The sequence below is a fragment of the Nocardia sp. NPDC049149 genome (assembly GCF_043197455.1).
In the GTDB taxonomy this organism is placed as follows: domain Bacteria; phylum Actinomycetota; class Actinomycetes; order Mycobacteriales; family Mycobacteriaceae; genus Nocardia.
Map to the genome: position 1 here is coordinate 231571 of NZ_JBICTD010000012.1, position 18551 is coordinate 250121.

Below are 18551 nucleotides of genomic sequence, written 5' to 3' on the forward strand. Positions count from 1 at the left end.
AAGTTGCAGCTACCAGCCTATCGTCCGGACGCCACCGGTTATCCGCGCGGTCCGCCCACCCCGGCTACCCTGCGGCGCAACTCGGCCACGGCCAGGTCATCGCCCGCGACCGGCGTACTCAGGTCCCCGCGGCGAATCGGGTGTCGCTGTCGAGGAGCAGGCGGCCACCGGATTTGATCACATGCAGGGTCATCTTCTTGCTCTGCCCATCGACGACGAGGCTGGCCAATTTCACGTCGAGCGAGCCGTCCGAGTTGGAGCCTTCCGAGGAAAGCGTCCGGAAATCGTCGACCCCGTGCGTGCTCCAGTACTGATGGAAAGCCGCCTCGGTGCCATAGAGCTTCTGCGCCGCGGGCGTCAGCAGCGACCACGAATCGGTCGCTTTGTCCTTGGTGAGGTTGTTGTAGAAATCGACGACCGCCTGGTACGCGGGAGACTCGTCGACCTTGCCCTGGCTGGCTGTCTTGCCAGGGGTGCCGACCGACGCGCTGGTGCTCGGCCCCGCCGACACGCTCACCGACGGCGTATTCGCCTGGGCCGGTGACTGTGTCGTGTCTTCCTGGGTCATCGCGACGATGATCAGGCCGACGATCGCGATCACCGCGCCGATCGAGGCGCCGACGAGCACGGCCTTGCGCTTGCCGCCGGACTGGCGTGGCACGGGGCGCGAGTGGGCCGCAGTGCGCGGATGGGTCGCCGTGTTCTGCTGCTGCACCGGACGGGGTGCCGGGCGCGGGGCAGGCTGCGGGCGGTGCTGGCGTTCAGTCGGCTGGTGCATCGGAGCCGACGAAGGCGGCAGGGCGCGGGTTGCCGATTCGGCTGCGCCGTTGTTGTGGCGTCGGCCGAAATGCTCACTGGCCGGGACGAATCCGACCGACACCGGCGTGGGGCCCGAGTCGGCGAACGCGGCGAGGTGATCGAGCGCCATGCGCATGGTCGGGCGGTCCGCCGGTTCCGGGCTGAGCAGGTCGAGCAGGAAATCCGTTGCTGGACCGGCGTTTCGCGGCTCGCTCACCTGACCGTTGGCGGCCGCGTAGAGCACCGCGAGCGGGTTGGCGTTCGCGCCGTACGGCGGCTCGCCTTCCAGCGCGTGGAAAAGGGTTGCGCCCAAGGCGAATACGTCCGAGGCCGGAGTCGGGTCGGCGCCACGGGCCATCTCGGGGGCGAGGTAGGCGGCGGTGCCGCAGATCAGGCCGGTCTCGGTGAGCGTGGCATCGCCTGCGGCGCGCGAGATACCGAAATCGGTGATCTTCACGGTGCCGTGGTCGTCGAGCAGGATGTTGCCTGGCTTGACGTCGCGGTGCACGATGCCCGCCTGGTGCGCGGCGATCAGCGCGGACGCGACCTGCTCACCGATCCGCGCGACATGAGTCAGGGGCAGCACGCCCTGCGCCGAGAGCACACCGGCCAGGCTCTTGGATTTCAGGTACTCCATCACCAAACACGGGTCGCCCATGTGCTCGGTGATGTCGAAGACGACGATCGCGTTGGGGTGCTGGAATCGAGCGGCGTTGCGCGCCTCGCGAATCGCACGCTGCCGCACCACGTCCCGCTCGGCCTCCGGCAGGCTCGGCTTGATATGGATCTGCTTGACGGCCACCGACCGCTGCAGGCGCTCATCGATCGCACGCCAAACAACGCCTGTGCCGCCGCTACCAATCCGCTCGACCAGGCGGTAATGCTCCGCGATCAACTGACCGGTATCGATGGCGCCTACTCCGAACCTTCTCGAAATCGTGACATCCCGCATATTGCTTACAGACGCGGTCCGGGGACGAGTGTAGCTGGCCTTAGAACTTCCGTACGCGCCAGCACGGGCATATTCTCCGCCCAGATGGCCGCGGCGACGCTAGCGCCCCGCGCGCAGCATCCGTCCAGCCGCCTCGACTGCGGGGCCGGAACTGTTCGCGTCGTTGACGAAAACGGCAAACGCCAGGTCACCGGCGATGCCGACGAACCAGCCGTGCGCGTGCTTGTCGTCGATGAATTCGGCGGTGCCGGTCTTGCCGAGCAGACCGGGAATATCACGCAATTGGGTCGCGGTTCCGTTGGTCACCGTCTCTCGCATCATGGCCTTGACCTGGTCGGCAACGGTGGCGGGCAGCGGCGACGGCGTCCGATCGGGGGTGCCTGGCATGCCCTTGACGATCGCCGGGTTCGGCACCGAGCCGCGCGCGATGGACGCCGCGACCAGCGCCATACCGAACGGCGTCGCCGTCACCTGGCCCTGGCCGATCGCCCATTCCACCCGCTGGGCCGGTGTCTCGGCGGGCGGCACCTTGCCGGTCACGGTGGTCAGGCCGGGTGTGACGTAGTCGACGCCGAGGCCGAGCTGCGCGGCGGCATTCGTCAGCGCGTCGGCGGGCAGTTTCACCGCGAGCGCGCCCATGGTGGTGTTGCAGGATCGGGCGAACGCGGTGTGCAGCGGTACCTGACCGAGATCGAAGTTGTTGTCGTTGGGAATCTTGCGGCCTTCGATGTTCGCTTCACCGGGGCACGGCAGCACCGTGTCGGGCGTGACCGTGCCTGCCTGCAGCGCCGCGGAAACGGTGACCGTCTTGAAGGTGGAGCCTGGCGGATAGAGACCGGTGAGCGCGATCGGGCCTTGCCCGTCGGCGGCGTTGTTCTGTGCCATCGCAACAACATTCCCGGTCGACGGTTGCAGCGCGACGATCGTCGCAGGCTGGGTGATCGGCGCGAGCGCCGCCTCGGCCGCGTGCTGCAGATCGATGTCGAGGGTGGTCGCGATGTCGGTGGTCGGCTTCGGATCCTGGCCGCCGACCCGCTGGGTGCCGTCCTTGGTCTGCGCGCGCACCGCCCAGCCCGCGTTCGCGTCGGCGTGCTGCTGCCACAGCTCGGTGAGCCCCGAAAGGGTCGGCGCGGCAAGGGTTTTGTCGGTGACGAGCAGGCGCGTCTGCGGGGCGAGGGTGACGCCCGCGATGGCCGCGAGCTGTGCCTGGATCGGCGCGAGATCGGCGTCGCGCAGGCTGATCGGCGTGATCGGCTTGCCTTGCGCCGCAGCGAGATCGCTGTGCAGGGAGGCCGCGGTGATGCTGGGGTCGAGCGGCCCGAGCAGCGCGGCGAGCGCGGCGGTGTCGGCACCTGGACTCACGTTGACCAATGTGACCACCTGCTGGGTCATCAGGTCACCGCCGCTGGCGTCGAGGATGCGGGCGGGCTGCGGGTACACCGGGCTGTAGGTCAGCGGGCCTGCGCCGAGGCCGGGCGCGACCGTGTCCGGGTTCCACTTCACCTTCCAGCCGCCGTTGTCGCTCGCGGTGCCGACGGTGGTGTAGGTCCACTCGGATTTGCCGTCCTTGCCGAGCTTCCAAGTGGCGGCCAGCGTGAAGGTGTTCTTCTCGATCGAGCGCACGTCGAAGCGCACCTCCTTGCCGAGCCCGTCGTAGAGCTTGCCGAGGACGGCCGAGGCCAGCGCCGGATCGTCGGTGAGCGCGGCGGCCGCGGCGACGTCGTCGCGGTTCAGCGCGTCGGCGAACTGGCCAGCGACCGTGTCGGGCTGATCAGGGCCCGAGGAGCAGGCGGCAAGGACGAGCGCGGGTGCGGCGAACAGGACGAGGTACTTCCGGTGGGTACGCACCCAGCCGACTGTAATGGTGCCGCGACCAAGCGTGTCGCGGCACCGCCGAGCCGTTTAGCTGGGACTGACGAGATTGTTATGCCGCCATGCCCCATCCACAAGGGCCGCCGCGTCGGCCGGGTCGAGGTCGATATCGAACGTCTCGGCCAGGATCTTCGGCAGATCGGGCACTTCGATCTCGCGGACCTCGCTGGTGCCGTCCGGACGCTCCTCGGTCAGCGTGGTTCCGTCGATCGTCAGGTGCAGCTCCGGCAGGAACCGCTGCGCGTAGGGCCGGGTGGTGAACGGCGAGCGCGGCGAGGTGGAGACGAAGTGGTTGCCGACCGCGAAGTCGATGCGGTACTGCGGGTTCGTCGTGAAGGCGTAGCGCTCGATCCAGCCTTCCTTGCCGAACTGATGCAGCACCCACAGGTCGTTGTCCAACTCACCGACCGTGCGCTCCAGCCGGAACTGCCACTGGCCGAGCGCGAATTCGCCGAGGCCGGTGGTCAATTCGAACGGCGCGAGCGGGCCGGAGCCGAAGCCGACATCGCACAACCACACTCGATCGTCGTCATCGGTCGTCACCCGCAGCAGTGCGTGGGTGGCCGGTCGCAAGCCGGATTCCGCGCCCATGGTCACTCGCCCGCTCAGGGCGGTGATGCCGAAGCCGAGCCGCTCGAGCACGGCCGCGAACAAAGTGACGTTCTCATAGCAGTAGCCGCCGCGACGCCGGCGAACCAGCTTGTCCTGCAACGTTTCCAGGTCGAGTGGGATCGGCCTGCCGAGGATGATCTCCAGGTTCTCGAACGGGATCGACGTGGTGTGCAGGTACACCAGCTTGTGCAACGTCGCCACCGTCGGCGCACGGTCACCGTCGAACCCGATGCGCGTCAGATACGCGTCCAGGTCCACCTCCGCGCCGTTCCAGTGGTACGCAGGATCCGTCGGCTTCCCCATGTCACCCTCACTTCATCACTCGGTTGCCACCATAAACTCGCCGGGCACCTACCGTGTTCCCTGCGCCGGTCAGGCCGCGCATTTGGCGTTCGGCGGCGCGGGCGGTGCGGTGACAACGCCGCGAGCGACGTCGACCAGGTAGTCGCGATCCGGCCCTTCGGCCGGTTCGGTGCCGAGCAGCAGCCGCTCGACCACGCAGCCGCCCTCGAAGAAGGCCGGGCCGACGCTGTGGTCGCCGGGGACGACCGCGCCGTTCAGGTCGCGGCCGGTGACGATGGTGTACATCGAGGTCGGCTTGCCCGCGGCGAGCAGCCCTGCGCGCATCTCCAGGGTGGTCGGGTACGGGACGACATCGTCGCCGGTGCCGTGGATCAGGAACGCGCGCCGCACCTCCATCCGGTTGGCCAGCAGCGCGGGCGAGCGCTCGACGTAAGCCTGCGGGCACACCACCGGCGGGCAGCCGCCCGCGTCGCGCTCGATCTGCGCAGGCAGTTTCGGATCGATGATCGACGACCCGAGCCACATCGTGAAATCGTCTGCGGGACCGTAATTGTCGACCCAGTAGTCGAACAGTCCGCGCGGCCCATGTGCCACCGCGAGCCCGCTCATGATCCCGCCCTGACTCCAACCCCACAGCACAGTGCGCGCGATCGAGGGATGCTCACGTCGATACCACCGGGTCGATTCGACGATGTCACGCCACCCGGCCCACAGATTCCACTCGCCGGTGCGCCACACGCCGGTGTCCGACCGCAGATCCATCGAAAGCACGGGCGTTCCGGTGCGCAGCGAGATGGAGGTCAGATATCCCGCATAGTCGGAGGACGCGCCATCGTGCCCGTGCACCGCGACAAGCAACGACCCCGGCGTGAGATCGCCTGGCGCACACCGGTACGGCTCGTACACCCGCCCCGTCGCCTCCTCCCCGTCGACGGTCAGCGACACCGGCCGGACCGCGACCTGCGGCATGCACTCCGGTTCGGCCGCTGCCTGCGGCACGACCGCGCTGGTCACCGCCGTCAACAACCCCAACACCACGAGCAGTACCGATGCACGCTTCATCGTCGAATGATGACACGGAAGCCGGCTAGGTCCGCGCGGCCACCTGCCCGCCCGGCGCCCGTCGCACGACCAGCGCGCCACCGGCGACCGCGGCGGCGATCACGACGACCGCGAATGTCGTTGCCCCGCTGGTCATGCCGATGGCGTCGCTGAGGAAACCGGTGCTCAGCGGCAGGATGGCGGCCGGGAGGTAGCCGCCGACGTTCTGGGCGGCATTCGCCTCGGCGAGCCGGTCGGCGGGCACGCTCGCGCTGATCGCGGTCAGGCCGCCGAGTTGCCCGAGGCCCTGGCCGATGCCCGCGAGCACCGCGGCTGCCGCGAAGATCGGCAGCGAGGACAAAGACAACGACAGCAGCAAAGTCAGCATGCTCGCGACCGTCGCGCCCGCACCGCCGAGCAGGATGGCGCACACCCGCAGCCGCCGAACGGCGAACTGAATTCCGGTGGCGCCCAGAAACATCACGAAGGCCAGCGCGCCGGCGAGCATGCGGTTGCCGGTGCCGAGCACCTGTGTAAGCAGTGAGGGGCCGAGCGAAAGCACGAACGAGGTCGAGGTGATCCCCGGCGCGAAGACCGCGATGCCGAGCAGCACCGCCGTTCGCCCGCCCTGCGCTACCGAGGGAACCCTGATCCACGGTCCGCGACCACCCGCGCCTGCGGGCAGGTCCAGTCGGGCGACAACCACGAAAGCCGAAGCGAGCACCACGATCTCGACGACGAAGATGGTCACCGTCGGGCCTGGCACGGTCTCCGCCAGGATGCCCGCGAGCAGCGGCCCGAATCCGGCACCGAGGACCATCGCCGACGACGCCGCCAATGCCGCAAGCCTTTTCCGAGCGGATCCGCCGAGGTCGGTCACCGCCGCCATGCCCGCGGAAACCGTCGCGCCCACCGCAATACCGGTCAGCAGGCGCGCCACCGCGAGCACCACCACCGAACCCGCGGTGGCGAACAGCACGCACGCGAGCACCGCCAAGCCGATCGCGGGCAACAGCACCGGCTTGCGGCCGACCCGGTCCGACACCACACCCGCGACCAGCAGCGCACCGAGCAATCCCGCGATGTAGCTGGCAAAAATCGCCGTGAGCACACCAGCGGAGAAGCCGAGTTCGCCCTGCCACACCACATACAGCGGCGTCACCGCGTTGGACAGCACGAAAACCGCGAGCACCGGCCAGGCTGCCAACCACACGATGCCGTTCTTCGGCCGATCCGTGGTCGCGGATTCGCCTTCCGCAGTGAGCATCGCCATGCCATCCTCCTTGTTCGACTTTTCTCGTACTGATACGAATGAAGTCGAACTTAGCATCTAGTACGATAAAATACGTACTGAGCAGTCGAGCCAAGGAGACCCGATGCCATCGGCCACCCACGCGGCGGACCCGAACACCCGCCTGCCCGAACCGGACCGCGCCGACCTGCGGCTCGACCAGGTGCTCGCGGCGCTCAGCGATCCACTGCGGCTCACCATGATTCAGAAGCTGCTGCGGGAATCCCCCGACACCGACCGCTCGTGCGGCTGGTTCGGCATCGACCGCCCGAAATCCACCCTCACCCATCACTTCCGGGTGCTGCGCGAAGCGGGCGTGACCAGGCAGCAGCGCTACGGGCTCGAGCGCCGCAGCAAAGTCCGCATCGACGACCTCGATGCCCGCTTCCCCGGACTGCTCGACCTGGTCCGCGACTGGCAGTCCGCTGACTGATACCGAACCTGTTGCCTCCGAGACTGTTCGGCGCTCGGTCTGCTACCGTCCGGGTATTCGTCCTAGTTCGGGTGCCGCGCGCCTGCCCGAACCCTGCTCTGGGAGTCGGTCATGGCCTTCTTGCGCCGCCTGATGTCCAACGCCACCTTGATCAGCACGCTGGTGGAGAACGCGCCGAAATGGCAGGCGCAGTTGCTGGCCAAGAAGAACGATCTGCGCGGCGGCTCCTTCCGCGACGCGAGCATGGGCATCTGCGCGCTGGTCGCGGCGGCCGACGGGACCATCGACCAGGCCGAGCGGATGAAGGTGGCCAACCTCATCGCCGCCGATCAAGTGCTGCAGAACTTTCCGACCGACGAGCTGCGCGCCCTGTTCGACGACAACTGCAACCGCCTGACCAGCGACCCCGCGTTCGGCCGCGCGTATGTACTGCAGCAGATCGGCAAGGCCGCGAAGAAGCCGACCGAGGCGAACGCGGTCATCCAGATCGGCATCATGATCGGCAGCGCGGACGGCAACTTCGATCAGGCCGAGATCGCCGCCGTCCGCGAGGCCTGCCAGACACTGCGATTGAACCCACAGGACTTCGGGCTCTGACCCGCGCCATCGAACACGGTTCCGCAACGCGGGACTAGGCTTCGCCTATGCGTTCGATTGATGTCGCCGAGCGGCGGGCCAGGCTCGCGATCCGGCACCGGCTCACGCCGGCCACCCGGGCTGATCAGGTCACCGAGATCGCCCGATCGTTGGTCGCGTTGCATGCGACCGATCCGGCGACGGTGTTCCTTTCGGTCGGTGCACGCAGCGACACGCTCACCCCACCCGATATCGAGCAGGCACTGTACGACGATCGCACGCTGCTGCGGATGCTGGCCATGCGGCGCACCATGTTCGTCGTCCCGGTCGATCTGGTGCCGGTGCTGCAGTCGTCCTGCGCGGAAGCCTTGGCGCACAAGCAACGTCGCACTTACGGCAGGTATCTGGAGCTGGCAGGCATCGGCGACGGCGATGTGCAGAGCTGGCTCTCGGCCGTGGAAGCCGAAACCCACGACGCGCTGCTCGCCAAGGGCGCCGCCACCGGAGCACAGTTGAGCAAGGAAGTGCCTCGGCTGCGCACGCAGGTGAATCCCGCTCCGGACAAGGCGTATTCGAAGCCGACGAACATCACCACCTGGGTGCTGGTCACGCTCGGCTGTGAGGGCCGCATCGTGCGCGGGCGCCCGAACGGCAGCTGGTCGAGCAGCCAGTACACCTGGTCGCCGGTGGAATCCTGGCTGCCCGACGGTGTTCCGGCGATCCCCGCCGAGCAGGCGCGGGTCGAACTGATCCGGCAGTGGTTGCGCGCGTTCGGCCCCGCGCCGGTCTCCGACATCAAATGGTGGACCGGCTGGACGCTCGGCGAGGTGCGCAAGGCGCTCACCGATCTCGAGCTGGTGGAGGTCGACCTCGACGGCACCACCGGGCTGCTGCTCGCCGACGACACGGAACCCGTTGCGGCGCCGGAGCCGTGGGCCGCACTGCTGCCCGCGCTCGACCCGACGCCGATGGGCTGGCAGTCCAGGGACTGGTATCTCGGCCCGCACGCGCCGATCCTGTTCGACCGCAACGGCAATGTGGGGCCGACCGTGTGGTGGAACGGCCGCATCGTCGGCGGCTGGGCGCAGCGCAAGGACGGCGAAATCGTCTATCGCCTGCTGGAAGACGTCGGCGCCGACGCCATCGCGATGATCGACGCCGAGGCGGCGAAGATCGGCGCGTGGTTCGGCGAGGTCCGGCCCATTCCCCGCTTCCGCACCCCGCTGGAGCGCGAACTGACGGCGTGAGCCGCCCTCATCCGGCACACGTTGCGCCCGGCGGTGTTTCGGGTGCGGTGTCGATCCCGGCGAGCACATCGGTGTAGTACTCGCGAACCGCGCCGTCGGTCGGCTCGGTGTCCGCGAGCAACCGCTGCACCACGCAGGCGCTTTCGAACCAGACCGGGCCGATGCCGTGCGTGCCGAGTTGCACTGTGCCGTCCCGGCCGCGGCCGGTGACCACCGTGTACATCGACAATGGCTTGCCCGCGGCCTCGAGCGCGCTCTTCAGATCCAGCGAATGCTGGTACGGGACAATCGGATCGTGGGTTCCGGCGAGCAGGAAGATGCGCTCGGTATTCAGTTTCGCCGCGAGCGCCCTGGTCGAGCGGTCGGCATAGGCTTGCGGACACTCCTGGGGTCGGCAGTCGCCCGCGTCCCGCTCGATCTGCTGCACCTGTGGCAGGCCGAGTGCGTTGCCGAGGTTCCAGTAGTCGAGGGTGTTCGACGGGCCGTAGGTGTCGATCCAGTAGTCGAACAGTCCGGCGGGACCGTGTGCCACGGCAAGCCCGCTGGTCATCCCGCCCTGACTCCAGCCCCACAGCACGGTCCGGCCGATCGAGGGGTGCTCGGCCTGATACCACTGGGTGGCGGCGACGACATCGTGCCAACCGGCCCACGGATTCCACTCCCCCGGCTTCCACATGCTGTCGCCGCCGCGCTGGTCCAGCGTCAGCAGCGCGGCGCCGGTGCGCTGCGCCAGTGCGGCCATGATGTCCGGGTAGTCGGCGGCGTGCTCACTGAAGCCGTGTACCGCGACGATCAGACCGCGCGGCGCGAGATCGCCTGGGCTGCACCGATAAGGCTCGTAGGCCCAGCCGCTCGACCACTCGTCGTCGACGGCGAAGGTGATCGGTCGCGCCGCCACCTGGCCTGCCGCACAGTCCGATTCGGCCGCGGCCGTCGGCGCGCCTGACCAGGGCAGCGCCGACAACACCGCAATGGATACCAGCAGGGCAAGCAGTCGACACTTGCCGTTCATCGTTGGATCGTGACACGTGCTTGCGCGATTGTGCCGCGTATCAAGGAAAACTGAACACTGTTAAGCAATCGGGTAATTTTGAAAACAGACAACACGGTCTGTTCATCGACACCGGCCGCCGCAGTGCTACATGTCGAGCCCGAGATCGAGCACCCGCACCGAATGGGTGAGCGCACCGACGGCGAAGTAGTCGACACCGGTCCTGGCGTAGTCGGCGGCAACCTCGAGGCTGAGCCCACCCGAGGATTCCAGCTTGGTGTTCGGCGCGACGGCGTTGCGACGCTGCACGGCTGCCTGGGTCTGCCACAGCGGGAAGTTGTCCAGCAGCACCAGTTCCACGTCCTCGGCGAGCACGGCATCCAGCTGGTCGAGGCTGTCCACCTCGACCTCGCAGGCGATATCGGGCGCAAGCGCACGAACCGCCCGCAACGCCGCGACCACCGAACCCGCGGCGACGACATGGTTGTCCTTGATCAACGCGGCGTCGCCCAGACCCATGCGGTGGTTCACGCCACCGCCGAGGCGGACCGCGTACTTCTGCAATGCGCGCAGACCGGGCAAGGTTTTGCGGCTGTCCCTGATCTTGCAGTCGGTCCCCGCGACCTCGTCGACCCAGGCGGCGGTCGCGGTCGCGATGCCGGACAGGTGGCAGACCAGGTTGAGCATGGTGCGCTCGGCGGTGAGCAGTCCGCGCGTCGGTGCGACGACGGTCAGCACGGATTGCCCAGGGGCAACCCGGGTTCCGTCGGCAACCCGCCCGGCGACCTCGTAGTTCCCCGCGCCGATCACCTCGTCCAGCACCAGCAGCCCCACGTCGAGCCCGGCCACCGTGCCCGGCTGCCGCGACACCACCGACGCCTTGACCACCGCGTCGGCAGGCACGGTCGCCGCGGTCGTGATATCCGGCCCGTACCGCAGATCCTCATCGAGCGCCGTCCGGATGAGCGTCAGCACCTCATCCCGATCGAGCCCACTATCCAGACCCATCAACTCACTCCTCAGTTAGATACGCGCGCAACCACGCGCCCAGTTCGTCCATGCCCACGAGTGGCACATCATGGAGAGCTCTTCTCGCACTTTGCCGCAGCCATGTGCCACTCGTGCTCGACTATTCGCGTGCAGGCGCTCATGACGCCGCCTGTGGGTGACCGCGCTCGTCGAGGGTGAGCGAGATGCTGTGGCGGAGGCGGGGATCGGCGTCGGGATGGTCGGATCGGGTGTGGCAGCCGCGACTTTCGGTGCGGGCGCCGGCCGCGAGCAGCAGAGTTCGGGCGGCCAATGTGAGTGCGGCGTCCTCGATCCCGGCGATCCGTGCGGGCAAGGTCGACGCGGTGGTCGGCGGCGTGACGGCGTCCGCCAGCCGCTTGAGCGCCTCGGCGAGGCCTGCGCCGTCACGGACGACGGAGGCATGGGTGGTCATCAGCTCTTGCAGCACGTCGCGGTCCACGTACTCGGTTGCCCGGGTGGACACTTCGGTGACGCGGGTGTGCGCACCGAGCCGCTCGGCCGCCGCAGCGCCGACCCGTTCGCCGACGACGAGACCCTCCAGCAAGCTGTTGGACGCCAACCGGTTCGCACCGTGCAGTCCGGTGCGTGCGACTTCGCCTGCGGCATAGAGGCCGGGCACGGCGGTGCGGCCCGAGGTGTCGGTCACCACGCCGCCGCATTGATAGTGCGCGGCCGGCGCGACCGGGATCAGGTCGGTGCTCGGATCGAGACCGGCCGCCAGACACGAAGCAGTGATCGTCGGGAACCGTTGAGCGAAGCCATCGATCGCCCGAGCATCGAGATAGACGTGATCGGTGCCGAGCGCGCGCATGCGAGCCGCAATGGCCCGCGACACCACATCGCGCGGCGCCAGATCGCCGCGCGGATGGATGCCCGCGGTCACCGAATCCCCTTCGGAGTCCACGAGAATCGCGCCTTCGCCGCGCACCGCCTCGCTGATCAGCGGCCGCCGCCCCACGCCACCCGGGGTGTACAACACGGTCGGATGGAACTGCACGAACTCCAGGTCGGACACGCTCGCGCCCGCCCACAGCGCGAGCGCGATGCCATCGGCGGTCGCACCTGGCGGGTTGGTGCTCAGTGCATAGAGCTGGCCAAGACCCCCGGTCGCGAGCAGCACCGCAGGCGCGTGCACGACACCGAATCCCTTGTCGGACACCGCGAGAACGCCCTGCACACCGTTGCCATCGGTCAAGATCTCGCAGGCTGCCGCGCCGAACAGCACCGGCAGCCCGGCTGCGTTCAACGCCCGCTGCACCTCAGCACCCGTCGCGTCGCCACCCGCGTGGATGATGCGCCGGGTGCTGTGCCCGCCCTCGCGGGTCCGCGAAATCTGCCCGTCCCGGCCCAGATCGAAGACCGCTCCCAGATCGGTCAGCGCCGCCACCGCGGCCTGCCCGCCTTCGACGATGGATCGGACGGCGGCGGCATCACACAGCCCGGCACCGGCCGCCACCGTGTCCTGCACGTGGGATTCCACCGAATCACCGTGCGGCGCAACAACAGCGATCCCGCCCTGCGCATACTGCGTCGAGGTGTCGGTGGCGCCGCCTTTACTCAATGTCAGGACCCGCAGCCCCCGTAAGGACGCGGTGCGCGCCGCCGTCAACCCGGCAACGCCGCCACCGATCACCACCAGGTCGGCGTCGGCTTCCCACTCGATCGACATGTGGGTCATCTGCTGACCCCTCTCTGTGCGTTCGCGACAAGAGCAGGCGCAACGCGGCCGACCGGCGATCGGGCCTTACCGCTGCCGATCATCACGTCGGCCCCGGTGTCCCCCTCGATCGATATCGGAGTCATCCGCACACGCCTCTCTGCGCGTTCCACGGCGAAAATCGTTGACCGGGTGGCCGTCCCGGATGCACCGGGCCGACCGCGCCGCTCGCGTTCCCGCCGACTAACTGTCCGACCACCGCCACCAGGGCAGCGGTCGGGTCATTCACCACCGCCCGGAGTGCCGATCTCGATCATGCGTTGGACCGAGTTACGGCCGCGGGCTGCGGTTTCGGGGTCGACGTGGACCTCGTCACGGCCCTCGACCAGGCAGCGCAGCAGCGCGGCGGGGGTGATCATCTTCATGTATTTGCACGAGGCCCGGTCGTTGACGGCTTGGAAGTCGATACCGGGAGCGGCTTTCCGCAGCTGGTGCAGCATGCCGATCTCGGTAGCCACCAACACCTGAGTAGACCCACCGCCACGGCGCTGGCGTACCTCACGGGCGGCGTCGATCATGCCACCGGTGGACAGAATGTGTACCCGCTCGGCCGGGAACACGCCCTCCCCGGCCAGATACAACGCGGAGGTGGCACAACCACATTCGGGATGCACGAACAACTCCGCATCCGGGTGGGTGCGGGCCTGCTCGGTGAGCTCCTCGCCGTTGATCCCCGCGTGCACATGGCACTCACCAGCCCAAATATGCATATTCTCCCGGCCGGTGACCCGTTTGACGTGCGCGCCCAGGAACTGATCGGGCAGGAACAACACCTCACGGTCGGGGTCGATCGAGGCGACCACCTCCACCGCGTTAGAAGAGGTGCAGCAGATATCGGTCAACGCTTTGACTTCGGCGGTGGTGTTCACATACGACACCACCACCGCGTTCGGGTACTCGGCCTTCCACGCCCGCAACTCCTCAGCGCTGATCGAGTCCGCCAGCGAACACCCCGCCCGCTGATCCGGGATCAGCACCGTCTTGGCCGGGCTCAGGATCTTGGCGGTCTCGGCCATGAAATGCACACCACAGAACACGATCGTGTCCTCAGCCGCCTCGGCCGCGATCCGCGACAACGCCAGCGAATCACCCACGTGATCGGCCACGTCCTGAATCTCGGGCAACTGATAATTGTGCGCCAGAATCGTCGCGTTCCGTTCGCGAGCCAATCGCTTGACCTCCCGCGCCCACTCCGGAGTCGCCTCGACACCCGTGAACCCTGATGGCCCGTCGAACACCTGTCCCATCAGCGGAGGCGCCAGTTTCGCACCCATCGTCGCCATGATGGCTCCCTTCGTCGTGCGGTCGACTTCATGCCCCGTGCACTGCGCCGATTCGCACCCAACCAGGTTTTCGACTTATAATCGAAAACGTGCCCCATAGTAGCACCATCCACGAAACGCTCACCGCGGTGTTCCAGGTTCGCCGCTTCCCCGACAACGTCGCCGCAGGTCAACGACCCGCCGACGGCAAAAACACGATCATCGGCCGTTGCCCACCTGGACAATGGACCGAATTGGCGGTGCTGTTGTGGGAGCGCGCGCTCGACCCACAGAAGGGCACCTGGTCGCTCCCTGGCGGCCGTCTGCGCGACGACGAGGACCTCGACACGTCCGCGCGCCGCCAGCTCGCGGAGAAGGTCGATGTGCGCGAGCTGGCCCATCTCGAACAGCTCTCGGTGTTCAGCGCGCCCGATCGGGTCCCGGCGCCGCGGCGCATCGCCTCGGCGTATCTCGGTTTGGTCCCCCTCACAGCAGACCCGCAGCTACCCTCCGACACCGCCTGGCATCCGGTGTCCGCGCTGCCGGCCCGGATGTCGTTCGACCACGGGACGGTCGTCGACCACGCGCGCACCAGGCTTGCCGCCAAGCTCTCTTACACGAACATCGCGTTCGCGCTCGCGCCCGCCGACTTCACCATGTCCACGCTGCGTGAAATTTACTGTGCGGCACTGGGTTACGACGTCGACACCACCAACCTGCAGCGAGTTCTCTCGCGCCGCAAGGTGATCACCCCCACCGGCGAGACCCGAGCTCCCGGCCGAGCGGGTGGTCGTCCGGCCGCCGTCTACCGCTACACCGACTCCGGCATTCGAGTCACCGACGAATTCGCCGCATTGCGGCCACCGACCTGACCGACCTACGAGTCGATGGTGGCCTTGCGGTGCTTGCTCCCCCGTCGGTACCGCCGCTTGTTCGGCAACGGCTGCGCGGCATTGCTGCGCCGCAACGCATCCCGGCGCCGCCAGGCCACCAGATCCGCGCGCTCGCCTGCTTGCTCGCCAGCGAGGTCCGGCACGGATGCCGCCCGCTTGTCGTCACTCATTCCGGACCTCCCTTCTGCTCTGCGATCGTGTCCGGCCGCCAACGGTACGGGCGCGGATGCCGCCGTACCAGCGAATTTCCGCGCGCTGTCGACAACAACGCCGACCTCGTCGGCTATTCCGGCGACCTACTCCATTGTCCGCGCGTAGCCCGCGACCGCGCGAGCCCGTTTCCACTGCGCGGCAAGCGCGGTGAGCTCGTCGATCTCCGCCTCGACGTCACCGGCGGTGGAGGGCAGTGCGTAGGCGCTGCCGACGGGCGCCGCTCCGGCCGATTTGGCGCGACAAGCCTGGGCGAGTCGCACCGCGTAGTCGGCCACCGAGTGCGCGTCGCCGCGCTCACCTTCGGTGTACAGCGACAGCGCGCGCAGACAGTCCCTGATCTCGATCACGGTGCGGTGCAACAGGAATCGGCTACCGAGGCCGTCGACGACCGGGTCACGGTAGACGACTTCAGGACAGACGGCGGTCAGATCCGCCCACAGCGGAAGCAACCGTTTACGACTGCGCGAGGCCTCGTCGAGGCCGAGCCGCGTGGCTACCCGCAGCAGCGACGGCACGGTGAGTCCGAGTGCGATGACGGCAGCTTGATAGAGGAGGCTGTCGCGGTCACCCGCGGCGAGCACCGAGGCAAAGACTGTGTGCTCGTTGCGAACCAGGAACACCGCCGCGATCGGCGCCGCGCTGAACGCGATGAGGTGGATCAGCGGGAACAACGCGAGCCCCGCGTGCACCAGATACTCGCGGCCGTCGGGCTGCCTGCGCAGTTCCGCGAGACACACCTTCAGCATCAGGACGTCCAGCCAGACCGTCATCGGCAGCAGTGCCAACCAGAAACCCAGTTGGCCCCAACCGGTGACGTCCTCGATGGCCACCCCACGCGCGCGGGCTTCGGCGCCGCACAGGGACGCGGTCAGCGCGCTCGCGAGCGCGAGTCCGTGCACGAGCACCGGTCGATAGTCGCGCCCGAGCGCGGCGGCGAAGGTCAGCACATTGAAGCCGACGGCGGCGCCCATCAGGATCATCGCGAACTGGAAGTAGAACGCAGGCGAAAGTCCCGACAGCGTCACCAGCGCGCCCTGCAACGTCGGCTCGCGCATACCGCATGTCAGAGCGAGCATCCCGACCGCGAAGGTGGCGGCACGATCGATGGCCGTCGCGTGAAAGCTGAACACGCGCAACACAACCAGCAACCAGAGGTAACCGACCAGCGCGAGCGACAGCGCGGTCGGCCACGACGAGTGCAGCACGTCAGTCGAGGAACATCGTCCGACGGAACGGCGAACCCGGTGGCGCCGTGCGTGATTCGGACATCACCAGCGAGGCGAACAGCTCCGCCTGCCGTTCGGCGGCGTCGTCGTAGTCGCTGCGCTGCAGCACCCGCAGCACCGTGTCCGGATCAATATCGGGGAACAGGAGCTCGAGCGTGCCGCGCTGAGTGCGTGCCCCCGCGTCGGGGCCGTGGTCGAGCAGCAGATGCCCGATCTCGTGCAGCACAATATGATCCGCGTGGTAGCCGGAACTCTCCGCGTCGTACGCGATCACGATGTCCTCGGCCTGCTCGACCACCAGCCCGCACGGCAGCCCACTGCGGTCGGGCAGCGTGACCAGCCGAATCCGCTTGCCGACCAAGCCGGGAATCTGCTCCAGAAAGACGGTGAGATCCCACGGTTCCGGAACCACCAGCGCATCCCGCATCCGGCGTGCCTGCTCGACCATCGGATCGGCGCGGCGTCGCCCTATCCGTTCTCGCACGCCGAAACGGTACCGCAGCAAGGGTTGTGCACCGAGGCTCGTACCGCAGTCGTTACCTCCGAACACTCGCCACGAAAGCAACGCTGTGGGGTCAGGCGGTCTTCAGTTGCGGGTTCGGCGGCGGGGCCGTGGTGCGGCGAGTGAGCCGAGACGCGCTCCAGAAGGCCAGTTCCACGAACCAGAACAGCAGCAGAAATGTCTGTACGACGATCACCGGGACGGCAAGGAACACCACTGAGGGAACGGCTATCACCAGCCAGATCGCGATATCGCCGAGGCTCGCGCCGCGCAGCCCGCTCGCCAATCGCACTGCGGCCCACATCATCCAGCGGCGCGGCAGCGAGACGCCGAACTCGTGCAGGCAACGACGGAAGAGCCCGTCGGCGTCGACCGTGCTCACCACGTTGGTGTTGCGCAGGAAGTCGTGCAGGATGGCGGCCCTGGTGTAGGCGCCGTAGCGCGGCACCAGCCAGACCAGTGCGCGTGGCACTGAGGCGAAGTCGGTACGAAATCCGGCGGGGATCACGAATTCTTCGCTGTCACCCTGGTAAACGAGTGGGTTGACCACTCGCCAGAACTTGGCATCGAGCTCCTCGACGACCAGCCCGCTATCGACGAACGCCACGTCTCGTTCCTCTCTGAACGCACAGCGTGTCCCATAATTCTAGGCTTTTCCGGGACGACTGTACTGTCCTGCGGGCAACGGTTCGGCCAACGCTCAGCGACGGGGTCGAGACTCCGGCATCGAACCGGAACCGGCTTCCCTGGCCGGCTCGTACCCACCGTAAGGCCGACTGCCGCCGCCGGCCGGATACGGCGGCGAGGTCGCGTCGTCCTGCGGATACGCGCTGGCCCCGAATGCGCCTGCCCGATCGTAGATTCCGGCCGGCGCGACAATGCCGGTGCCGAGATGCTCCGACGGGTTCAGCGCCGCGAAGAACAGCATGACCAGCGACGCGATCAGCGGCTGCATGATCAGCGCGAGCCAACCGCTCACCTCGACCGGCAACGAAACGAACTGTCCGATCGGCGGATTGTGCGGCCGCGGATGCAACCACTCGGTGACCTGCTCGCCGAGCAGCTCCATCGCCACGGCGCCGAGGACGGACCCGAAGAACACCCCGGCCTGCATCAGCGGCCCGCGCACCGTGCGCCACCGCCATGCGGCCACCGCCGTCAACACGCCGACCACCGCGCCGAAGCACAGGAACATCGCCAGCCCGTCGAACTGGTGCGTGCTCTCGCCGGTCAGCAGCGCGCCACGGCCCTGCTCGACCACGAACAGCTGCTCGGTGGGCGCAACCAGTCCCCATCCGATGCCGGCGAGCGCGCTGAACAGCACGATGGCGACCGCGATCAGCACGGCCGCCCGTGCCTCACGCCGCAGTTGCGCGTCCACTAGCGCCGTTCCAGGCTGGTGGCGTCGATCACGCCGTGCCGGGAGCACTTGGCCCACCAACCGTCGGGGCTCACCTGCACGACCATCCGCCTGCCGCACTCCACGCAGAAGCGCGGCGGCTCGAGACCGAGCGCGGCGGCCGCGGGCACGGCGTCTTCGAGCCCGGGCACGATCCGCTTGCCGGTGAACGGGTTGTAGCGCTCGTCCATGTC

Annotated in this window: 19 protein-coding genes; 4 read left to right on the forward strand and 15 right to left on the reverse strand. The window is 68.0% G+C overall.

From position 1 onward, the window contains the following. Positions 1-118 precede the first annotated feature (118 nt). From ACGFNJ_RS37720 to ACGFNJ_RS37740, 5 genes are all read right to left on the reverse strand, one after another. Positions 119-1693 carry a serine/threonine-protein kinase gene (locus ACGFNJ_RS37720; protein WP_393459848.1) on the reverse strand — a complete coding sequence of 525 codons (1575 nt, stop codon included), beginning with the start codon at positions 1691-1693 and terminating at the stop codon, positions 119-121. A gap of 156 nt (positions 1694-1849) precedes the next feature. Then, the gene (locus tag ACGFNJ_RS37725; RefSeq protein WP_393459851.1) at positions 1850-3598 is read right to left on the reverse strand and encodes a penicillin-binding transpeptidase domain-containing protein; all 1749 of its coding nucleotides are present in this window, start codon (positions 3596-3598) and stop codon (positions 1850-1852) included. A gap of 54 nt (positions 3599-3652) precedes the next feature. Beyond that, the gene (locus ACGFNJ_RS37730) at positions 3653-4537 is read right to left on the reverse strand and encodes an arylamine N-acetyltransferase (RefSeq protein WP_393459854.1); all 885 of its coding nucleotides are present in this window, start codon (positions 4535-4537) and stop codon (positions 3653-3655) included. Positions 4538-4606: 69 nt separating this feature from the next. Continuing rightward, the gene (locus ACGFNJ_RS37735) at positions 4607-5599 is read right to left on the reverse strand and encodes an alpha/beta hydrolase family protein (protein WP_393459857.1); all 993 of its coding nucleotides are present in this window, start codon (positions 5597-5599) and stop codon (positions 4607-4609) included. A gap of 25 nt (positions 5600-5624) precedes the next feature. Then, positions 5625-6851, reverse strand: coding sequence for an MFS transporter (locus ACGFNJ_RS37740; protein ID WP_393459860.1), 1227 nt, complete (start codon positions 6849-6851; stop codon positions 5625-5627). A 103-nt stretch (positions 6852-6954) separates the two neighbouring features. Between ACGFNJ_RS37740 and ACGFNJ_RS37745 the strand changes: the two genes are divergently transcribed. The 3 genes from ACGFNJ_RS37745 (at position 6955) to ACGFNJ_RS37755 (ending at position 9125) form a co-directional block, all read left to right on the forward strand. Next, positions 6955-7302 (forward strand): ArsR/SmtB family transcription factor, encoded by a 348-nt coding sequence (locus tag ACGFNJ_RS37745; protein ID WP_393459863.1) that lies wholly within the window; start codon positions 6955-6957, stop codon positions 7300-7302. Between the two features lie 111 nt (positions 7303-7413). Continuing rightward, positions 7414-7899 (forward strand): tellurite resistance TerB family protein, encoded by a 486-nt coding sequence (locus ACGFNJ_RS37750; protein WP_393459866.1) that lies wholly within the window; start codon positions 7414-7416, stop codon positions 7897-7899. Positions 7900-7946: 47 nt separating this feature from the next. Continuing rightward, the gene (locus ACGFNJ_RS37755; RefSeq protein ID WP_393459869.1) at positions 7947-9125 is read left to right on the forward strand and encodes a winged helix DNA-binding domain-containing protein; all 1179 of its coding nucleotides are present in this window, start codon (positions 7947-7949) and stop codon (positions 9123-9125) included. Between the two features lie 7 nt (positions 9126-9132). On the opposite strand, the gene ACGFNJ_RS37760 is transcribed toward ACGFNJ_RS37755, so the two are convergent. The 4 genes from ACGFNJ_RS37760 to nadA form a co-directional block, all read right to left on the reverse strand. Then, positions 9133-10137, reverse strand: coding sequence for an alpha/beta hydrolase family protein (locus tag ACGFNJ_RS37760; RefSeq protein WP_393459872.1), 1005 nt, complete (start codon positions 10135-10137; stop codon positions 9133-9135). A 126-nt stretch (positions 10138-10263) separates the two neighbouring features. Next, complete coding sequence (gene nadC, locus ACGFNJ_RS37765) at positions 10264-11124, reverse strand: carboxylating nicotinate-nucleotide diphosphorylase (RefSeq protein ID WP_393459875.1); 861 nt, start codon at positions 11122-11124, stop codon at positions 10264-10266. Between the two features lie 139 nt (positions 11125-11263). Next, positions 11264-12823, reverse strand: coding sequence for an L-aspartate oxidase (locus tag ACGFNJ_RS37770; protein ID WP_393459878.1), 1560 nt, complete (start codon positions 12821-12823; stop codon positions 11264-11266). Positions 12824-13083: 260 nt separating this feature from the next. Next, the gene (nadA, locus tag ACGFNJ_RS37775) at positions 13084-14145 is read right to left on the reverse strand and encodes a quinolinate synthase NadA (RefSeq protein ID WP_393459881.1); all 1062 of its coding nucleotides are present in this window, start codon (positions 14143-14145) and stop codon (positions 13084-13086) included. An 89-nt stretch (positions 14146-14234) separates the two neighbouring features. On the opposite strand from nadA, the gene ACGFNJ_RS37780 reads away from it, so the two are divergent. Then, positions 14235-14996, forward strand: a complete 762-nt coding sequence (locus ACGFNJ_RS37780; protein WP_393459884.1) for an NUDIX domain-containing protein — start codon at positions 14235-14237, stop codon at positions 14994-14996. Between the two features lie 5 nt (positions 14997-15001). On the opposite strand, the gene ACGFNJ_RS37785 is transcribed toward ACGFNJ_RS37780, so the two are convergent. The 6 genes from ACGFNJ_RS37785 to ACGFNJ_RS37810 form a co-directional block, all read right to left on the reverse strand. Then, complete coding sequence (locus ACGFNJ_RS37785; protein WP_393459887.1) at positions 15002-15187, reverse strand: hypothetical protein; 186 nt, start codon at positions 15185-15187, stop codon at positions 15002-15004. 126 nt (positions 15188-15313) lie between these two features. Then, positions 15314-16435 carry a DUF6545 domain-containing protein gene (locus tag ACGFNJ_RS37790; RefSeq protein ID WP_393459890.1) on the reverse strand — a complete coding sequence of 374 codons (1122 nt, stop codon included), beginning with the start codon at positions 16433-16435 and terminating at the stop codon, positions 15314-15316. Between the two features lies 1 nt (position 16436). Then, positions 16437-16940 (reverse strand): CUE domain-containing protein, encoded by a 504-nt coding sequence (locus tag ACGFNJ_RS37795; RefSeq protein ID WP_393459893.1) that lies wholly within the window; start codon positions 16938-16940, stop codon positions 16437-16439. Positions 16941-17031: 91 nt separating this feature from the next. Beyond that, positions 17032-17565: a DUF1353 domain-containing protein gene (locus ACGFNJ_RS37800; RefSeq protein WP_393459896.1), complete on the reverse strand. Its 534-nt coding sequence runs from the start codon at positions 17563-17565 to the stop codon at positions 17032-17034. Between the two features lie 93 nt (positions 17566-17658). Beyond that, positions 17659-18339 carry a DUF2567 domain-containing protein gene (locus tag ACGFNJ_RS37805; protein WP_393459899.1) on the reverse strand — a complete coding sequence of 227 codons (681 nt, stop codon included), beginning with the start codon at positions 18337-18339 and terminating at the stop codon, positions 17659-17661. Next, a complete protein-coding gene (locus ACGFNJ_RS37810; protein ID WP_141717815.1) occupies positions 18339-18548 on the reverse strand; it encodes a hypothetical protein in 210 nt (69 codons plus the stop codon). Before ACGFNJ_RS37810 ends, ACGFNJ_RS37805 begins: the two co-directional genes overlap by 1 nt. Positions 18549-18551 lie beyond the last annotated feature (3 nt).